The 18925-nt window shown below is 46.8% G+C and carries 18 protein-coding genes and 1 pseudogene; 7 read left to right on the top strand and 12 right to left on the bottom strand.

Annotated elements, in window-relative coordinates; genetic code table 11:
* Positions 1 to 56: 56 nt before the first annotated feature.
* Positions 57 to 1670: a pyridoxal-dependent aspartate 1-decarboxylase PanP gene (gene panP, locus AABA75_RS01155; RefSeq protein WP_338290525.1), complete on the top strand. Its 1614-nt coding sequence runs from the start codon at positions 57 to 59 to the stop codon at positions 1668 to 1670.
* Between the two features lie 55 nt (positions 1671 to 1725).
* Here panP and panC read toward each other — a convergent pair whose 3' ends face one another.
* The 7 genes from panC to sfsA all read right to left on the bottom strand — a co-directional run bounded on the left by panC (position 1726) and on the right by sfsA (position 7954).
* Positions 1726 to 2577, bottom strand: a complete 852-nt coding sequence (gene panC, locus AABA75_RS01150; protein ID WP_338290523.1) for a pantoate--beta-alanine ligase — start codon at positions 2575 to 2577, stop codon at positions 1726 to 1728.
* Between the two features lie 61 nt (positions 2578 to 2638).
* Positions 2639 to 3436 (bottom strand): 3-methyl-2-oxobutanoate hydroxymethyltransferase, encoded by a 798-nt coding sequence (gene panB, locus AABA75_RS01145; protein WP_338290522.1) that lies wholly within the window; start codon positions 3434 to 3436, stop codon positions 2639 to 2641.
* A gap of 95 nt (positions 3437 to 3531) precedes the next feature.
* The gene (gene folK, locus AABA75_RS01140; protein WP_338290521.1) at positions 3532 to 4044 is read right to left on the bottom strand and encodes a 2-amino-4-hydroxy-6-hydroxymethyldihydropteridine diphosphokinase; all 513 of its coding nucleotides are present in this window, start codon (positions 4042 to 4044) and stop codon (positions 3532 to 3534) included.
* Positions 4034 to 5326 (bottom strand): polynucleotide adenylyltransferase PcnB, encoded by a 1293-nt coding sequence (gene pcnB / locus AABA75_RS01135; protein WP_338294781.1) that lies wholly within the window; start codon positions 5324 to 5326, stop codon positions 4034 to 4036. The genes folK and pcnB overlap by 11 nt, the downstream gene beginning before the upstream one ends.
* Before the next feature lie 225 nt (positions 5327 to 5551).
* Positions 5552 to 6463 (bottom strand): tRNA glutamyl-Q(34) synthetase GluQRS, encoded by a 912-nt coding sequence (gluQRS, locus tag AABA75_RS01130; protein WP_338290519.1) that lies wholly within the window; start codon positions 6461 to 6463, stop codon positions 5552 to 5554.
* 78 nt (positions 6464 to 6541) lie between these two features.
* A complete protein-coding gene (dksA, locus tag AABA75_RS01125) occupies positions 6542 to 6991 on the bottom strand; it encodes an RNA polymerase-binding protein DksA (protein WP_338290518.1) in 450 nt (149 codons plus the stop codon).
* A gap of 252 nt (positions 6992 to 7243) precedes the next feature.
* Positions 7244 to 7954, bottom strand: coding sequence for a DNA/RNA nuclease SfsA (gene sfsA / locus AABA75_RS01120; RefSeq protein WP_338290517.1), 711 nt, complete (start codon positions 7952 to 7954; stop codon positions 7244 to 7246).
* A gap of 85 nt (positions 7955 to 8039) precedes the next feature.
* On the opposite strand from sfsA, the gene pepB reads away from it, so the two are divergent.
* A complete protein-coding gene (gene pepB, locus AABA75_RS01115) occupies positions 8040 to 9329 on the top strand; it encodes an aminopeptidase PepB (protein WP_338290516.1) in 1290 nt (429 codons plus the stop codon).
* A gap of 87 nt (positions 9330 to 9416) precedes the next feature.
* Here the strand turns inward: pepB and AABA75_RS01110 are convergent, their stop codons facing one another.
* Complete coding sequence (locus AABA75_RS01110) at positions 9417 to 9599, bottom strand: helix-turn-helix domain-containing protein (RefSeq protein WP_338290514.1); 183 nt, start codon at positions 9597 to 9599, stop codon at positions 9417 to 9419.
* A gap of 234 nt (positions 9600 to 9833) precedes the next feature.
* Between AABA75_RS01110 and AABA75_RS01105 the strand changes: the two genes are divergently transcribed.
* Positions 9834 to 10409 carry a YjaG family protein gene (locus tag AABA75_RS01105; RefSeq protein WP_338290513.1) on the top strand — a complete coding sequence of 192 codons (576 nt, stop codon included), beginning with the start codon at positions 9834 to 9836 and terminating at the stop codon, positions 10407 to 10409.
* Between the two features lie 24 nt (positions 10410 to 10433).
* Here the strand turns inward: AABA75_RS01105 and AABA75_RS01100 are convergent, their stop codons facing one another.
* Positions 10434 to 10751: a diacylglycerol kinase gene (locus AABA75_RS01100; RefSeq protein ID WP_338290511.1), complete on the bottom strand. Its 318-nt coding sequence runs from the start codon at positions 10749 to 10751 to the stop codon at positions 10434 to 10436.
* Positions 10752 to 10821: 70 nt separating this feature from the next.
* Complete coding sequence (rsmD, locus tag AABA75_RS01095) at positions 10822 to 11415, bottom strand: 16S rRNA (guanine(966)-N(2))-methyltransferase RsmD (RefSeq protein ID WP_338290510.1); 594 nt, start codon at positions 11413 to 11415, stop codon at positions 10822 to 10824.
* 427 nt (positions 11416 to 11842) lie between these two features.
* Here rsmD and ftsY point away from each other — a divergent pair.
* The 3 genes and pseudogenes from ftsY to ftsX all read left to right on the top strand — a co-directional run.
* A pseudogene (ftsY, locus tag AABA75_RS01090) lies at positions 11843 to 12763 on the top strand (signal recognition particle-docking protein FtsY); the annotation flags it as partial.
* 17 nt (positions 12764 to 12780) lie between these two features.
* Positions 12781 to 13464, top strand: coding sequence for a cell division ATP-binding protein FtsE (gene ftsE, locus AABA75_RS01085; RefSeq protein ID WP_338290509.1), 684 nt, complete (start codon positions 12781 to 12783; stop codon positions 13462 to 13464).
* Positions 13461 to 14441: a permease-like cell division protein FtsX gene (gene ftsX / locus AABA75_RS01080; RefSeq protein ID WP_338290507.1), complete on the top strand. Its 981-nt coding sequence runs from the start codon at positions 13461 to 13463 to the stop codon at positions 14439 to 14441. Before ftsE ends, ftsX begins: the two co-directional genes overlap by 4 nt.
* 20 nt (positions 14442 to 14461) lie before the next feature.
* Here the strand turns inward: ftsX and AABA75_RS01075 are convergent, their stop codons facing one another.
* Entirely contained in the window at positions 14462 to 15679 is a 1218-nt protein-coding gene (locus tag AABA75_RS01075; RefSeq protein WP_338290506.1) for an EAL and HDOD domain-containing protein, read from the bottom strand.
* Between the two features lie 306 nt (positions 15680 to 15985).
* Here AABA75_RS01075 and rpoH point away from each other — a divergent pair, with 306 nt between their 5' ends.
* Positions 15986 to 16837 carry an RNA polymerase sigma factor RpoH gene (gene rpoH, locus AABA75_RS01070; RefSeq protein WP_338290505.1) on the top strand — a complete coding sequence of 284 codons (852 nt, stop codon included), beginning with the start codon at positions 15986 to 15988 and terminating at the stop codon, positions 16835 to 16837.
* Positions 16838 to 16896: 59 nt separating this feature from the next.
* Here the strand turns inward: rpoH and AABA75_RS01065 are convergent, their stop codons facing one another.
* Positions 16897 to 18873 carry a class I adenylate cyclase gene (locus tag AABA75_RS01065; RefSeq protein ID WP_338290504.1) on the bottom strand — a complete coding sequence of 659 codons (1977 nt, stop codon included), beginning with the start codon at positions 18871 to 18873 and terminating at the stop codon, positions 16897 to 16899.
* Positions 18874 to 18925 lie beyond the last annotated feature (52 nt).

Genomic DNA, 18925 nt, shown 5'->3' with positions numbered 1-18925 from the left:
ATAGTTGGTGCCTTTCTTTTGAGAGTCGGTACACAACCCTTGAGTGAGAGATCGTGTTGAAAAAAGCGAAAGCAAGCCTGGAGCATTTATATCGGGTATTTACCGTGCCCGAACAAGGTGACTCAAAACTGGCAGAAATCGAGCAGCATTTGTCGGCAAACCTGTCGGACTTTCTGAGTCAACACGTGGTAACGCAGGCTCGCTCACTAGAAGACCTTGAGCAAGACTTTGCCGATTTTCGCGTTCCGGAAGAACCGGAGTTTGTCTCTGCACATGCCGAGCACCTTCTGGACAAGCTGGTTGCCAATTCAGTAAACACTTACTCTCCTACGTTTATCGGGCACATGACTTCAGCTCTGCCCTATTTCCATTTGCCCTTGTCCAAATTACTGGTGGGGCTGAATCAAAACCCGGTAAAAATCGAGACATCTAAAGCCTTTACACCGCTAGAGCGTCAGGTGTTGGGCATGCTACACAAGCTGATTTACGACGACAGCGATGACTTCTACCAGGCACACCTGCACAGTGCCCGCCGCTCTTTAGGGGCATTTTGTTCTGGCGGTACTGTGGCCAACATTACCGCGCTTTGGGTGGCCCGCAATAATCTGCTAAAAGCTGATGGTGATTTTAAAGGCGTGGCTAAAGAAGGTGTTGCGGCGGCGATGAGCCACTATGGCTACAAAAAACTGGCGGTTATCTGCTCTAAACGAGGTCATTATTCACTTTCTAAAGCCGTTGATTTACTTGGTTTAGGGAGAGAGCAATTACTTACTATCGATTGTCCGGGACAAACTCTTTCAGCGGAAAAAGCGCTGCAAGCAGCCAGAAAATTTGAAGCACAAGGCAATAAAGTGCTGGCCATTGTTGGCGTCGCGGGAACCACGGAAACAGGCCATATCGATCCGCTCAGTGAACTGGCCGATGTAGCACAACAATTGGGTTGCCATTTCCATGTAGACGCAGCTTGGGGTGGCCCAACGCTGTTTTCCCATACCCACGCCAAATTACTTACTGGAATCGAGCACGCAGATTCCGTTACCATTGATGCACACAAGCAAATGTATGTGCCCATGGGGGCAGGCATGGTGCTGTTCAAGAACCCTGAAGACTCCAATGCCGTTCGTCATCATGCCAATTATATATTGCGCGCCGGCTCCAAAGATTTAGGCGCCACTACACTGGAAGGCTCCCGAAACGGTATGGCGATGCTGGTGTATTCGGCACTGCACATCTTTGGCAGAAGTGGTTACGAGCTGCTGGTAGATCAAAGTATCGAAAAAGCGCAGCTATTTGCGCAACTGATTAACGATGATCCGGATTTTGAACTGGTTACCGATCCCACCTTGTGTATCCTCACTTATCGCGCATGCCCGCGCATCGTACAAGCACAACTGCAGCAAGCCAGCAGCACAGATAAAGAGAGAATCAATCAGCGTCTTGACGAATTAACGGTGAGAGTGCAGAAACAGCAACGGGAGTCGGGTAAGTCCTTCGTGTCTCGTACTCGTCTGGAAGTAGCTAAATATCCGGGGCAAACCATTACCGTATTTCGCGTCATTCTGGCCAACCCGCTCACCACAAAACAGGATCTACTGGATATTCTGGCGGAACAAAAGGCCATCTCAGAGAAGACACAAACCTTTCAGAAACTTATCTCGCCTGCCGCCTGAAGCAAAAATCACTTAAACGCTGCAGAGCTTCTGCAGCGCACAATCAATTGCAATCTCAGTCCAGGCTTACTGGTAAATTGTCGATAAGGCGAGTTTTACCTAAAAAGCCTGCCGCCAGGATCACCAATTCAGTATCTTCGTGACTGGGGTGCATCAGGGTCTCAGCACACCTGATCTCAATGTAGTCGGTTTTAAAGCCGGCATTATTTAAAAACAGCGTATGCTCTTTTACCAGTTGACGAAAATCCCGCCTGCCGGAAATTATCTGTTCCGATAAGGTTAACAGGGCTGAATAGAGTTTTGGGGCGATACTGCGCTCTTTTTCGTTGAGATAACCATTGCGACTGCTCATAGCCAGGCCATCACTTTCTCTGACCGTCGCCACGCCATGAATGGTAAGGTTCATGGACAGGTCTTGTACCATGGCTTTGATAACCTGCAACTGCTGGAAATCCTTCTCACCAAAAAAGGCGTGATTGGGCTGCACCATATTAAATAATTTACATACGATGGTGGCTACGCCGCGAAAATGCCCGGGACGACTGGCGCCACAGATCATGTAAGAAATACCCGGCACTTCCACAAACGTTTGCTGCTCAAGGCCTCTGGCGTAAATAGCTTCGGAATCAGGGGTAAATAAACAATCTACTCCTAAGGCTTCAAGCTTGGCGCAATCTTCCTCCATAGTCCTGGGGTAGGCATCCAGGTCCTCATTGGGGCCGAATTGCATCGGGTTAACAAAAATAGATACCACCACGATATCGCAGCTTTTTTTCGCTTCCCGCACTAGCTGCAGGTGGCCATCGTGCAGATTACCCATAGTTGGCACAAAGCCAATAACCTTGCCATCCAGTTGCCAGCTGCGGCGCTGCTCTCTTAATTTTATAATGTCGGCTATTTTTAGCATTTGCCCGCCCTTGTGAAGAAATCGCTTGTGAAAAAATGGTCAGAATGATGTGCCATACCAGTTAATCCGCAAAACTATGTGACTCATCTGGAAAGGCGCCACTTTGCACTTCATCAATAAAGGCACTTACCGCTTTGCGAATATCGCCGGTTTGAGCCAGATAATTTTTGGAAAACTTCGGCATATAGTTGGCACTGATGCCAAACATGTCGTGCATCACCAGAACCTGTCCATCGGTTTTATTACCTGCACCAATACCAATAACCGGAATGGATACCGCTTCAGTTATGGAAGCTGCCAAGTTAGTAGGTACACACTCAAGCACCAACATCTGGATACCAGCGCGCTCCAGTTGTTGTGCCTCGCTGATCATTTTTTGGGCTTTTTCCTGGTCTCGGCCTTGTACTTTAAAGCCGCCAATCACGTTTACCGATTGTGGCGTTAAGCCCAGGTGTCCGCACACAGGAATGCCTCGCTTTACCAAGCCTTCGATACTTTCCAGCAGCCATTCGCCGCCTTCCAGTTTTACCATATTGGCCCCAGCGGCCATTAATTTTGCAGCGTTTGGGTAGGTTTGCTCTGGTGTTGCATAAGACATAAATGGCATATCCGCCACCACCAATGCTCGTGATGTACCATTGCGCACAGCTCGGGTGTGATAAGCGATATCATCAACACTCACAGGGAGTGTAGAGTCTTCCCCCTGCAATACCATTCCCAAGGAGTCCCCGATAAGCATCGCATCGATACCCGCTTCGTCAAAGAGCTTGGCAAAGCTGGCATCATAGGCAGTGAGTACCGTTATCTTCTGACGCTCCTGCTTCATTTTCAGCAATACTGAAGTGGTCACTTTTTTCATAACTAAACTGCCCTTTTCAATTGTTCTGTGGCGTTAAACATTCACAAATTCAAACGCCCGTTTCAAGCTGCACTATACGAAGAAAATTTACGATTTCAAGCAATCCCGAGATCACAAGCCGGGATCAACTCGGTTAAACCATTATCCGGCACCTGAGATATCAGGGTAGCTAATGGGGTCCCGTCCGGCAAACGCAGCGCCGGCGCAATTTGATTTAAGGGGTAAAGTACAAACTCTCTGGCGTGAAAATGGTAATGAGGGACAGTTAATCGCTCACAGCTGATAATTTGCTTACCAAATAAAATGATATCCAGGTCCAGTGTACGCGGTCCCCAACGCTCTTCTTTGCGCACCCTTCCCTGTTCTTGCTCTATGACCTGGAGAGCATCTAATAATGATAGAGGGGCAAGTTCAGTGCGTAACTCTGCGACGGCATTAACGTATTCCGGCTGCTCCTGCGGTCCGAGTGGTTTGCTGCTGTATAAACTGGAATGACTAACTAGTTGGGTGTCAGGCAATGACTGTAGGGATTTCAGGGCGCTTTTAAGCTGTGCTACGGGATCATTGAGGTTAGCGCCGAGCCCGATATAAACCGATTCAGTTATCACGATTCTTATTGTGGTAATGACGTTTTCTGCGGGTGGGTTTGCCGTCTTTGCCTCGCAAATTAGCCAGCATTTTTTTGCGCTGCGCAGGGCCCGCCTCCTGGAAATCTGTCCACCACTGACCCACTTCTGCTATCTCGCCGCCTTCTACTTCACCGCGCAATACCAGAAAATCGTAGGCTGCGCGGAATCGAGCATGTTCAAGGGTTACCCAAGCGCGTTTGCCGAAGCGTTTCGGCAGGCGGTGTTGCAACAGCCAGATATCGCGGATCACCGTGGTAAAGCGCTTGGGGATCATGATGCGTTGCATTTGTCTGTGTAACACGTCATTCATAGCCATGATAAAAGCATCGTGGCGATTAAAACCGCCTTCATTAATATGTTGCTGCTGCCGCTCTTCTACGGCATACCACATAACCGCGGCGTAGAAGAAAGCCGGCGTCACTCGTAAGCCAGAATTGATACGATTATCGGTGTTGATTAATACTTTTTGTAAAAACTGGTATTCCTTACCTTGTGGGTTTTCTAACAACGGCTGTACTTGCGGGAATAACTGACCAAACAAATGGTATTTTTGCATCAGCTCAAAAGTTTTAACCCCCGCGCCGTTAATAAACAACTTAATGACTTCTTCGAATAATCTGGCAGGCGCGACATTGCTTAGTAACTCAGCCAACTCCGGAATAGGCTGGGCTGCGCGCTGAGTGATGTTAAAGTCTAGTTTTGCAGCAAAACGCACCGCTCGTAACATGCGCACTGGATCCTCGCGATAGCGGGTTTCCGGGTCGCCAATCAACTCCAGCTCGCGTTTAGCAATCGCCTCTCGGCCTTTGGCAAAATCGCGAATACTGTAATCCGCAATATTGTAATACATGGCATTGACGGTGAAATCTCGGCGCTCGGCATCTTCTTCTATGGTGCCAAAAACGTTATCCCGCAGTAACTGACCAGCTTCGCTTTGCTTACTGGTTTGTGCACTACCAGACTCAGCAATCTGATGATGGCCGCGGAAAGTCGCCACTTCGATGATCTCGCGACCGAATACGATATGCGCCAGGCGAAAACGACGTCCAATAAGGCGACAATTGCGAAATAAAGCCTTGATTTGTTCTGGTGTGGCATCGGTAACTACATCGAAGTCTTTGGGGTGCTGACCCAACAGCAGATCACGCACACAGCCACCCACCAGATAAGCCTGATGGCCTGCGCCGTGCAAACGGTAAAGCACTTTTAAAGCATTGGGACTGATGTCTTCCCGCGAAACATTATGCTCTGCACGCGGCACCAGGACAGCCTCAGAGGTCATCTGTTCACCTGCTTCAGTTTCACCCTTTCCAGTGAATGCATTCCTTACTTTGTCAAAAACCCTGGAAATGATACGCCTGACTCCGAACTGTCGATGATTCCATAATAGATAGTGTAGGAAAAATTTCCCGAAAAAACTGCTTTTGTCTTGCTTTTTCGGGCGCGGATTTTAAACCAATCCGCGGGTAATTTGAATAACTTTTCGTCAACACCAGTGCGCTGCTACCTTTTTTTCTGATGCCTTGCCTAAATTGCCTACATGCCAGTGTGCCACCGCCCACTTTAATAGCTCAGAACAAGCGGCTCCGTGTAACTGTAGTGGCACCTTAAGTCCTAAATATTCCAGTGCTTGCATCAAATTATCACTCGCTTGACTGTTTTTCAGTTGGGGACTGTGATTTTGCTTACTGAGTTTTTTACCCGGCGCAGAGACGGCCAGTGGTACGTGCAAAAAGGACGGAGGGTTTTCACCAAGCAACTCATACAAAACAAGTTGGCAAGCGCTGGGCAATAACAGATCCGCACCGCGCACTACCTGCGTTATTCCCTGATTTAAATCATCCAGCACGGCTACTAAATGATAACCCCAGATCCCATCGCGTCGGCGCAATACAAAATCTTCATTGACGATGGCTTCAGGCGGACGGATATCGCCGAGCAAAGTATCCTTAAGCACTAGAGATTGGCCCGGATTTCTCAGCCGAACAGCACAATCTTGTCCCGATAAATGTCGACTCCGACAAAATCCATCATACTGAGGTGCACGAGCTTTGATGGCCTGACGAGTACAATCGCAAAAATAGCACTGCTGCCGCTGTTGTAACAGCCGTAAGTGGTGCTCATAGCGGTCACTCTGTAGGCTTTGATAATAGACTGCTTCATCCCACAATAAACTATGGGCTTCCAGTGTAGTTAAAATCGCATCGGCAGCCCCAGACTGGACACGCGGCGTATCTATATCATCAATGCGCAACAGCCATTGGCCATCAGCTTGGCGGGCCAACAAATAACTGGCAAGTGCCGTTACCAGAGAGCCAAAATGTAAATTTCCACTGGGTGATGGAGCAAACCGGCCTCGATAACCGGATATAACTTCATTGGGAGTGCGGTTTACCATGACGTGCAGCGCTATTCCGCCAGATTGGATAGTAGAAGATTATTGGGCATAAAAAAAGCTGCAATATGCAGCTTTTTTCTAACCTAATAATTGCTTCTCTTTGATTTCAGCCATGGTTTTGCAATCAATACACATATCTGCAGTCGGTCTGGCTTCGAGACGCTTTACGCCAATCTCAATGCCACACGAATCGCAAAATCCGAAATCATCGTCCTCAATGCGCTTGAGGGTTTTTTCGATTTTTTTGATCAACTTACGTTCACGGTCACGGGTGCGCAACTCTAAGCTAAACTCTTCTTCCTGAGCGGCGCGGTCCACCGGATCGGGAAAGTTTGCAGCTTCGTCCTGCATATGGTGCACGGTACGATCAACTTCTTCGCGAAGCTGGTCACGCCAGGCAGACAGTATCAACCGGAAATGCTCCAGTTGGCTGTCGTTCATATATTCTTCGCCGTCTTTCTCCTGGTAAGGCTCCAAGCCAGCCAGCGCCAAAAGCCCTAACGTTTTACCATCTTTACCTGTCGGCATAGGTCAATTCTCCTAAACGACTATGAGACCTGCTAAAAAGGGTCGCTATCTTATACAAAAATCTACAGCAAGAGCAATATTTGATGTCCGTTACCCACAACAATCACAAAAGCAGGCCGTTGCCGGGAATACAAGTCAGCGATTACTATTACTCTGACAAAGCAGATTGACACAATTCTTATCGCTCGGCAAATATGGCGATAATTTAAAACTTTTCAAGCAAAATCTTTATTTTTGTAAAAAAATTGTGAGTTATACATCGTAAGTAAAGGGTAATTGACGATTGAGCAATATCTCTTTTTCAGTGATGTCACAGCCAAAAGCGAATACTTTAACTCCGGCTTTTATCGCCCGGCGCATTAGCTCAAAATACTCTGGATCCAGTTTTTTAGCGATGGCGACACGTTTGATGCCAGTGTGTTGTACGCAGAATAGAATGCCTGCATTGTTGCCTTGCAACGCCATTGATGTTAGCTCCCGCAGGTGTTTTTGCCCCCGAGTAGTTACCGTATCCGGGAATAAGCCCAATCCGTTTTGTGCCAGAGTCACAGATTTAACTTCCAGATACATTTGGGCGTGTTCGCTGTTGGACAACAGAAAATCTACTTTGCTGTTTTCGTTACCAAATTTGACTTCCCGGCGATATTGCCGGAACGCCGAAAACTCCGCCAACCGGCGCTGACATAATGCTTCGTACACCAGCTTATTGGCATTATGAGTATTGATACCGATGAGATTATGGTCGTGATCAACCGCGATTTCCCAGGTGTACTTAAGTTTGCGTTTAGGGTCGTTATTGCTGCTGAGCCAGACTTTAAAGCCAGGTTCAGCACAACCTGTCATAGCACCAGTATTGGGGCAGTGAGCCGTGACTATGGTGCCATTTTCCAATGCTACATCGGCAAGGAAGCGCTTGTAGCGTTTTACCAAGGTGCCACAAATTAAAGTATTCGAAAATCGCATCGGCTACATATGAGATGACATTTAAACTGGGCGCTGATTGTGTCAAACTTCTCTGGTATCACCAAATTTTTCTAAGGAATGTTCAATGGTTGACCGCCCTAACGACACAACACTCTCCATTTTTATCAGTAATTCACCTGCACCCGCACCATGGAATGCCAATGGACCACTTTCCATCGACTCTGATGGCGCCACTATTCACCTCTCAGGCGACACTAGTGAGCAGCTGCGGGCAATCAAACAAGCAGCGCGCAAGTTGTCCTCGCTGACCCGCTCAGCCAGCTTGCAAGGCGATTGGAATACCGACCAAAGTTTTGCTTTTTGCACCGCTTTCAATGACGCCAGACAGACTTATAAAGTCCAGGTTGCCGAACAGGATGTGCAATTGAAAAACGCCCTGGCGGCCCATGCATTTACCGTAGAATTAATTAACGACACGCCACAAAATGTTTCCCCCGAAGCACTTGCACAGCGCGCAGCCAAGTGGTTATCCGGACTGTCGCCGGAGTATATCAGCTACACCACTATCACTGGTGAAGAGTTACTAGAAGCCGGTTGGAATGGCGTCTACGAAGTGGGCAGAGGCAGTGACCGCCCCCCTGTATTATTAGATTTAGATTACAATCCAACGGGTAATCCCGATGCCCCGGTAAATACGGTGCTTGTGGGTAAGGGCATTACATTCGATAGCGGCGGCTACAGTATCAAGCCCAGTGAAGGCATGTTAGCGATGAAATGCGATATGGGCGGTGCCGCAACAGTGACGGGTGCTTTGGGACTGGCCATCATGAATGGTTTGGCTGAGCGTACGCGTTTAATCCTGTGTTGTGCTGAAAACCTGATCAGTGGCCATGCTTACAAACTTGGCGATATCATCACCTATAAAAACGGCTTAACAGTGGAAGTTGTGAATACTGACGCCGAAGGCCGCCTGGTACTGGCAGATGGCTTGTTAAAGGCCAGCGAATACCAGCCCAAACGCATTATCGATGCCGCCACATTAACGGGGGCTGCCCATGTTGCAGTGGGCAACCACTACAACGCCATTTTCAGCCGTGACACAGCCCTGCGAGCGCTTGCCATGGATGTGGCTGAGCAAGTTAATGAACCCGCCTGGCCTTTGCCTTTGGAAGCATTTCACCAGCACAATTGCCCATCTCCCTACGCCGACACAGCTAATAGCCGCCCGCAAAAAGGTGGGGGTGCCGGTGGTGCCAGTAATGCCGCTGGATTTTTAAGTCGTTTTGTACCTGATGAGGGCAAAGGTTGGTTACATGTGGATTTAGCCGCTGCGTTTAACAGTAGTGCAACGGATACCCAACCTGCGGGAGCAACTGCTCAAGGTATTAGAATGTTAGCCAAGTTATTGAACTAACTCGTTTTTATTCAACGGACAAAAACTAACAGGGCACCTATGCGGTGCCCTTCAGCGATAAACAGAACAGGGTTGGTATTAGTTGACCTAAATACCGCCTAAACGCTCCGCCAGTTCTTTGTATTTTTCAACGTCGCCGCGATCGAATAATGGCGCACCAGCCGCATCTTTTTCTTTTGCATTTAACAAATGCTCTCTCTCCAGGCGTTGTACTCTCACATCTTGAATGCCCAGATATTCTGCCACTTCTGCGACTGTCATTAAGCTCATTGATTTACTCCTCCTGATTTTTGATTGCTGTTTTTCAGGACTTTAAAGGTTACAAATTGACTCTGGTTCATGCTGAATAAGGCCAGAGAATTCAAAATTCATCTAACATGAAATTTAATAGATAGCACAGATTTCGCGATAAGGTAAACTCAAGGCGGACTTTTGTATGGTTTCGGGATTGTGTAGCGAATTAATTCAAGGCAAACTAGCCTGCAAAAATTTCAGAGATACACTTTGGCTAAATTAACGATCTTTCAGCAAGTACGCGAATTCAATGACTGGCGAGCCAGTGCCTTTGCCTTAACCTTGTTGGAAAGAATGTATCCAAACTATCACTTGTTTTGTGAACTCACTGAATTTTACGACCCTGCACTAATGCGCAACACTCTGAACACCCTGTGGGAATGGGTAGGTACGCCAAGAACCAAAATCAACTACGAATCACAGCGTCTAAAATTAGACGAAGGCACGCCTGATATCAGTCAGTTTGATAATTATGGGGTTTATCCGGCCTTGGATTTTGCCGTCTCACTGGATTCGGTTCTCAATTTGATTTCCGGTGAAGATGCGCAGGGCGCGGTGGTAGTAAGTAAAGTATCTCAAGGCTGTGTAGAGGCCTATATCGAAGCATCGGAAGGCGAACAGGAAGATATAAAACAGCACCCGTTAATGGCGTGGGAAATCGAGTTTCAATCGGAGTTGATTAGCTTTCTACAGGGTAATATAAAACGCGACAAAGAGCTGGTAAAACAGCTTAAAAACATGGCCACAGCAGAAGGCATTAGCAATATCGGCCTGGAGATAGCTTAGGCTTCAAAAGGCCAATTTCGCCATCTAAAGCACAAAATTATTCAGTAGAATAATGCCCCATGTCAGGGTAAGTAATACCAGCACAAAAAACACCGCAGCAGAGCCAATATCTTTTGCCTGTTTAGACAAAGGGTGTAAAGAGGTGCTGATCCTGTCCACCGTGGCTTCAATTGCGCTATTCAGCAGCTCCACAATCACCAACAGAAATACCGGAAAAATCAGCAGCAGTAATTGTTCTACCGAGTTACTGACAAAAAATGCCAGTGGACACATCACCAGCGCCAGAGACAATTCCTGACGAAATGCCGACTCGTGTTGCCATGCCAGCTTGATGCCATCCATTGAGCACCTTGTTGCCTTAAAAAGGCGTGAAATACCGGTACCATTCGGTTTGTTGTACATGATGTTATATCTATTCTTGGGCCTGAAATTGCACCAATAATGAACATACCTGACGAGTGCTTTTACGTTTTATTTCCACTAGTTGTGGTGGTAGTTGCCAATCCAGTTCAATTTCATGCTCGATGTAAAGCAATGCGCCATCTTGCAATAAATTTTGACTAAGTAAAGTGTCTATCACGGGTTGTAACAGATTCTTCTTAAAAGGCGGATCGATAAACACCAGGTTATAAGATCCCCGGCACTGTTTTAACCAAGCCACGGCATCTTGATTAACTACTGTTAACTCACTATCGCTGGCTTGTAGCAGGGCTTTGATTTTATTCAGTGCGGCAGCAATGTCTTTTTGCTTTTCAATCAGGGTGACAGATTTAGCATAACGGGACAATGCCTCCAGTCCAAGTGAGCCAGACCCCGCGAATACATCGAGACACTGAGCGTCCACCACATCTTGCATCAGCCAATTAAACAGGGTTTCTTTAGTGCGGTCTGTGGTGGGCCGTAACCCTTCACTGTCGATCACCGGTAGCTTTCTACCACGCCATTTACCGGAAATAATTCGTATAAACCCGGAAGATTTGGATGAGGCTGATTTTTTCGCGCGCATTGAAGGCTGGCTCCCCTGTGATATCATCTCGCGTTAGAATAAGAAATAGTCTGAAATTGGCTTTTTCGGACCCGTTTCGCCAGTTTAGCAAAATCCCAAATCAGGATCTGCACAACCGTAACAGACTCATGTTGAGCGCAATAGATTCAGAATATCTAAAACATCAGGAATTAGATTAACGATGTCAAAATTTTTCGATTGGTTTAACAAAGATAAAAACCAGCAGGCTGACCTGTCACAAGAAAACACAGAACAGGCAGAAAAACCACAACAACAGCCAGAGACACAAAACCAGGCTGCATCAGCTCCTGTACCAGTTCAGGAAACACAGCCAGAGACTCAAGAAGAATCAGTTCCAGAGACTCAAGAAGAATCAGTTCCAGAGACGGACAATCAGACTCCGGAAATCGAGGAAGAGCAACCTCAGGAAAACTTCTTTACTCGGCTTAAAAGAGGCCTGGCCAAGACCGGAGATAGTATCGGGTCCGGCATGGCGAATCTTTTTCTGGGGAAAAACATTGATGATGATCTGTTTGAGGAATTAGAAACTCAGCTGTTAACAGCAGACTTGGGAGTGGAAACCACCACAAAAATTATTGACGAATTAACCGATCTAGCGAGCCGCAGTCAGCTTAAAAATGCCGATGAGCTGTATCCTGTTCTGAAAAATCACATGCGTGACATGCTCTCCTCCGTGAGCGCTCCCCTTGAGATAGATGGTAGTAAATCACCTTATGTTATCTTGATGGTCGGTGTTAATGGCGTAGGTAAAACCACCACCATTGGCAAACTGGCAAAACAATTAAAAAGCCAGGGCAAATCTGTGATGCTGGCAGCTGGAGATACCTTCCGGGCTGCAGCTGTTGAACAACTGCAGGTATGGGGTGAGCGCAACGACATTCCGGTTATTGCTCAGCACACTGGCGCCGACAGTGCATCGGTATTATTTGATGCATTGCAATCAGCCAAAGCGCGTAATGCCGACGTCCTCATCGCGGATACTGCCGGACGCTTGCAAAACAAAGACAACCTGATGGAAGAGCTGAAAAAAGTGGTTCGGGTGATGAAAAAACTGGACCCTGAAGCCCCCCATGAAGTGATGTTAACCCTTGATGCCGGTACTGGCCAAAATGCTGTTAGCCAGATGAACCTGTTCAGTGAAGCAGTGGGGATAACGGGCATCACGCTCACCAAATTAGACGGCACCGCCAAGGGTGGGGTTATCTTTGCCCTAGCGGATAAATTCCAGACGCCAGTGCGCTTTATCGGTGTCGGTGAAGGCATAGATGATTTACAGACATTTGACGCCAATACCTTTGTTGACGCATTATTCCAACAACAAAAATAATAAGATCCGCCAGCAGAATGATCAGATTTGAAGAAGTCAGTAAAACCTACCCGGGTGGTCAGCTTGCACTGAGCAAAGTGGACTTCCACGTGGCCCCCGGCGAAATGGTGTTTCTGACGGGTCACTCTGGTGCCGGAAAAAGCACACTGCTAAAGCTCATCAGCCTCATGGAGCGACCCAGCGTTGGTAAGGTCTACATCAATGGCCATGATCTCAGTCGCATCACCCGCCGCGACGTCGCCTATGTGCGACGTGATATTGGTATGATCTTCCAGAATCATCAGCTATTGATGGACAAAACCGTGTTCGACAATGTTGCTCTACCCTTGGTAATTGAGGGTTATTCGCGTAAGCAGATTTATGCGCGAGTGCACGCCGCTTTGGATCGCGTGGGGCTATTACACAAACAGCACAATCCACCAGCAACCCTCTCAGGTGGCGAGCAGCAACGTGTTGGTATCGCGCGTGCGGTAGTCAATCGCCCGCCAATTATTCTCGCGGACGAGCCCACTGGTAACCTGGACCCGGCGCTGTCGCTGGAAATTATCCGCTTATTTGAAGCCTTCAATAAAGCCGGCGCCTCGGTGTTCATCGCCACCCACGATTTGGGTTTGATTGCCCGCATGCATTACCGCACTCTGACCCTCAAATCTGGACAAATGATCAACGACGGCCTCACCGAATCCGGGGCTGAGCTATGAGTTTGTTATTTAAAAGTCGTCAAAGTGGTGCCCAGCAACACCAGATCACCTTTGTACAAAGAGTGATAATGTTTTTCACCAGCCACTTTCGTCAATGCATAGCCAGTTTTGGCGAAATCATTCGTACACCATTGGCTTCAGTGATGACCATTGCCGTGCTTGGCTTGAGTATTACGCTGCCGGGCACTCTCTATGTACTGGTGAAAAACCTCAATAATATCAGCGCCGATACGCAACAGGCGGCAGAAATTTCTGTATTTCTGAAGAAACAAGCCAGCGACGCTGACATTCAACAACTGATTAAACGAGTCAGGACCTGGCCTGAAATCGACAGTTTAACTTTTGTCTCCGCCGACGATGCACTGGAAGAGTTTCGGACGTTGTCGGGCTTTGGCGATGCCGTAGATTATCTGGACAGCAATCCATTACCCGATGTGCTACTGGTTTACCCTGCTGACAAACACGGCGCTCCCGGCAGTGCAAAAGCCCTGTTGGATAAGCTATTGCAAGAGCGCGAAGTGGAATCCGGCAAGCTGGATATTGAGTGGTTGGAGCGGTTGCACGCCATTCTGGCCATTGCTAATGAATTGGTATCTATGATCGCCGTGCTGTTATTCATCGCTGTTATCCTGATTGTGGGCAATACCATCCGCTTAAATATTTTCAACAAACGCAGTGAAATCTTGATCATGAAATTGGTGGGTGCCACTGACAGTTTCATCCAGCGCCCATTTCTCTATACGGGTTTCTGGTACGGATTTTTGGGCGGGATCATGGCATGGATCACTATTGCCCTGTTGCTATGGTGGATGTCATCAAACATCGAAGACATTTTGTCTTTGTACAATCAGGATTTCGTTCTGGCCGGCATGGGCTTTAGCACCTTGATGAGTATGCTGGGTATTTCCGTATTTATGGGGCTTACAGGCTCAGCGATATCCGTATCTCGCTACGTTCGGCAAATTGAACCTCAATAACCGAAATCGGTTTCGCAAGCTCAGCCGATACTCTGGCGCATGGCATTACTCCATACTACCGCTTGATTATAAATGCCGTGCAATACCTTTTGTTCCACCTTTAAGGATTGGGACAATTTCCGGGTGCGCGCCCAATTGGCGGACTCAAAGGTTTTGGCCAATTCCAGGTAAAACAATAAATTGTTCTTCTCTCCACATAGGGCCGCTTTAAGATCATCGGACAGCGGCAGATTTTCCATGAGATTGGTCATCTCGCGATCTAACATGGCATCGATTAGCGAAAATAATCCCACTAAAAAGCCTTTCGGTGGGTTTTCCGGATCGTGACGATGGGCCGCCAATAATTCACAGAATTTTGCTCTGATGAGCGATACTTGCAACAACTCCATCGGCTTGGCATCCCCAAGATTTGCCAATGCTAACAAAGCAATAAACTTTTTCAGTTCTACTTCCCCCATATAATTAAGCGCATGGCGCAACGAGGAAATCTTATTGCGTTTGTTGATGGTGGGATTATTAATAAAGCGCAATAACATGTAAGACAATGCCACATCGCGCTCAATGATGTCGTTGATGCGATCAAAGTTCATTTCTGATTTGGCGCTTTCCCCAATAAGCTCCAACAGAGATAATTTATTATTGGGGATATTTTTCTGTTTGATAACTTCAGGTCTTGCGTAAAAATAGCCCTGAAAATAATGGCAACCTAGATCCCTGTACAACTCATATTCTTCATACGTCTCAACTTTTTCTGCTATCAGCTTAACTTTGGCATCCAGGAACTTAGGGACGTGTTTTTTGATGGTTTCGTAGTCACTCTCGCGAATATCGACTTTGATAATATCGATATAAGGTAAGAACACATCCCACTTTGGATCAAAGTCGTGATCGTCTAACGCAAGGCGATAACCCAACTGTTTAATATGCTTGCAAGCGGCTAATAATTCTTTACTGATGGGCGCGGTTTCGACTATTTCAATGACCACCGCCATAGGGTCGAGTGAGGTAGGAAAGCGATACAATAAAGTATCTTCGTAGAAATTAATAAAAGATAGTTTTCCACCCGTTATTTCATCAAGGCCCAAGGTTAAATGATTACTGGCCAGGATTTTTGGCGTAGCCTCGTCGGGGGCGACATTAGGAAAACAGTTCTGCTTTCCATCGCGAAACAACAGCTCATACCCCAGTACGTTTTTATCCCGGTCTAATATGGCCTGTCGAGCTACATACGCAAACATCTATCTACCTCTTAGCAGCAATCGCTCTCTAATCAACATCGACTCCATCGTTTCTGAGCCGGGAATAAACCCTTGATTTAAAAAACTGTTACATTTCAAAGGCAGAATTCATCCCTGTGACACGAAACAAAAATAAACTTTAGCAGGTCTGACATGGTAACAACAAATATTAATCTATTCGTTTCGGTTAAAACAACATCAATTGAACTATTTCCCAATGCATACGTATGTTAACTGATTGGTTAACTCTGGCGATCAGCGGCTTGCTGTGCTAGCATCCGAGCGGCAAAAATTGAAGAGGTAAATATGAGCACAAAATTACAGTCCATGGCTTTAAGCATCCCACAAAGCGGAAGTCTGGATTCGTACATTCAGTATGTGAGTGGCATAAACATGCTATCTGCTGAAGAGGAACGTGCATTAGCAACTCGCTTAAGAGAAGATGAGGACTTGGAGTCAGCACGAAAGCTGATTATGTCGCACCTGCGATTCGTAGTGCATATCGCCAAGTCATACTCAGGTTACGGCCTACCTCAAGCCGACCTGATCCAAGAGGGTAACATCGGTTTGATGAAAGCCGTGAAACGCTTCGACCCCACCATGGGCGTGCGCCTTGTGTCATTTGCAGTACACTGGATAAAAGCTGAAATACACGAATTTGTGTTGCGCAATTGGCGTATCGTTAAAGTTGCCACCACCAAAGCACAGCGCAAACTGTTCTTTAATCTGCGTAAGGCTAAAAAACGTTTGGGTTGGTTTACTCATGAAGAAGTCCAAACGGTTGCCAACGAGCTCGGTGTAAGCACCAAAGAAGTGTTGCAAATGGAAGCGCGTATGAGCAGCCAGGATCAAGCTTTTGATCTTTCTGCTGACGATGATGAAAGTGGCAGTTTTGCTCCAGTACAATACCTGGAAGATAAAAGTGAAGACGTAGAATCTGCTGTAATTAATGCCGATTGGGATCAAAACGCCTCTGCGCGTTTGTATTCAGCAATTAAAACTCTGGATGAGCGCAGTCAGCACATTTTACAAACTCGCTGGTTATCTGATGAAAAGACCACATTGCAGGACCTGGCAGACAAATATAATGTTTCTGCCGAGCGTGTACGTCAGATTGAGAAAAATGCCATGAAGAAACTACAAAGTGCGATGAGCTAGACCTGTAGCACCTCAAAGCATTAAAAAAGCCGCTGTACAGCGGCTTTTTTTCCGGAGTTTTAACTACCTTCTGCTTTCCTCAACTCCTTGGAAAAGTCCATATCAGCCCGCTCTTTGAAATCGACAAACAAACGATCCCGATAAGAACCGTCAGGGGCATAAAAGTATTTGTTAGGTGCGGGGTCAACATCGCATAAATCAAAGCGCATTGCTTCCAACGCTTTAAAGCCATCGACACAGTATAATTCCCCCCAACTGGTGTAATAAATCAGCTTTAATGTTTCGCTTTCGGGTTTGTGGCGTCGACTCTCAAAATTCACCACGGCCAGGCAGTTGATTATCCTAAAGGGTACAAGCAGGGCGTTGCGTTTAATGTCTGAAATCCGCACCGGTGGAAATAGCTTTTCAAGAACTTTAGTGAGATCCAGCAAGTCCCTTTCGGTGACGGGCTCAGCATGATAAGAGAGCATGATTTTAGTCTCGCCATCCATGACTCCGTTAAACACCGCCCACAATACAATTTCGATAGGATTCCAGGCGCTTTTCATCAATACTTTGCCCAACGCAGAATCATTCCAGTCGATTTGATTACCGCGATATAGTGACCAACGCCGGCGATTGTTACTTTGCGGCTCGGCTTTTATGGTAACTATTTTGCAATACGCACCTTCTTCAAACGCATTGCGCATGTAATCGATTTTGTTTTCTTTCTTAGAGTAAAAAGAATCTATCTTACGCCCGATAACCGTAACATCTTCTTTGCTTACCATTTGTTTATGATCAGCAATTTTAACTGAAATGCGGCGATAACAGCCGATCAAAAATGCGTGAATGCGTTTACCAATTTGCGACAACTCCTTGAAATCCCAATACTTAATACGGTCAACTTTCTTTATCTTATCCCGCGACCAACCCCACTTCTCCACATAGGCCATAATGATCTTGCGCTTGAAGTGAAAAGCCGACTCATCCGCCGGCAAGCTCAGACCACAATCACTTTTAAGATACAAACACAGCTGCAAAAGCTCTACCGTTTCTGTCTCACCCGCCTTTTGATAATGCTCAATGATGTGATCAAACATAATCCCATAAGGATCGATAAACTCCTGACCCCCTTCGGCTTTGGTGCCATTGTGTACAGCAGTTCGCAATAAACTACACAGAGGTTGATGGCTGTCGATATTGGCCAGAAACACTTCCAACTTAGCCATTTTTAATACTGACTTGAAAGGCGAATCCATGGCCTTACTGATTTGCCAGATGGCAGCGCCAAATAACTCCGCGGTATCCATACGCTCTATATTACCCAAATCCATAAACCATTTAGGTTCAGGCGACACCCCTGCTTTCAAAGAGGACTGCAGCTGTTGGTATTGCTGATCTGTGGCCCCCTCATGCAAGAGCCACCAAAACGGCGCTTTACCTGCGACAACAATATTAGTGGTATAGAATTCTGCTTTTAAGAAAATAGCCTGCGCGCTGCCGGAACTTTCACCGTCGGCAACGCCAAAATCATTAGCTCGCACCTTTTCGATATCCGACAGGAAAAAGTGCACTTCCATGCCAAATTGTTTCTCAGCCCACAGTTCAATCTGGTGCAGCTTTTTTTGCAATAAACGAAAGTGGGCTTGTTTGTAGCGAGTGCCATCCACACAAACCCAGTAGTCAAAATCAGACTGTTCTGATTGCGCGATCGTGCCAATACTGCCCATTAACACCAGTGACTCTATCATGCGCCGCTTGGGCCAGATGGGCTTCATATCATCGATAAGCGCTTGCTGTTCGGGGAAAACCCGGTGCAATGCCTCTGTGAGTTCATCTCGTAAGGAATAATTGATCAGGCCTAAGGGCGTTTTTGGATCATCCACAAAGCCCGGGAAACTCTGGTGATTAACATGCAAAAGAAATGGAATAATATGGAAGGCATCGCGCTTTTCAGGCGACATCAATTCCAGCGCCCTCTCGGTTCTGGCTTTATTATATCTGAGCACCCGCAGAAGCCGGATGGTCAGATTTTGTTGCAGACTATTACCCATATCAGCCGCTTATTTGATGCCATTGGTGATGACAACGTTCTGATTTTCCAAA

The organism is Planctobacterium marinum (assembly GCF_036322805.1).
Classification (GTDB): domain Bacteria; phylum Pseudomonadota; class Gammaproteobacteria; order Enterobacterales; family Alteromonadaceae; genus Planctobacterium; species Planctobacterium marinum_A.
Note: the sequence above shows the minus strand (reverse complement) of the source record. Positions and strands in the feature narration are given on the sequence as shown.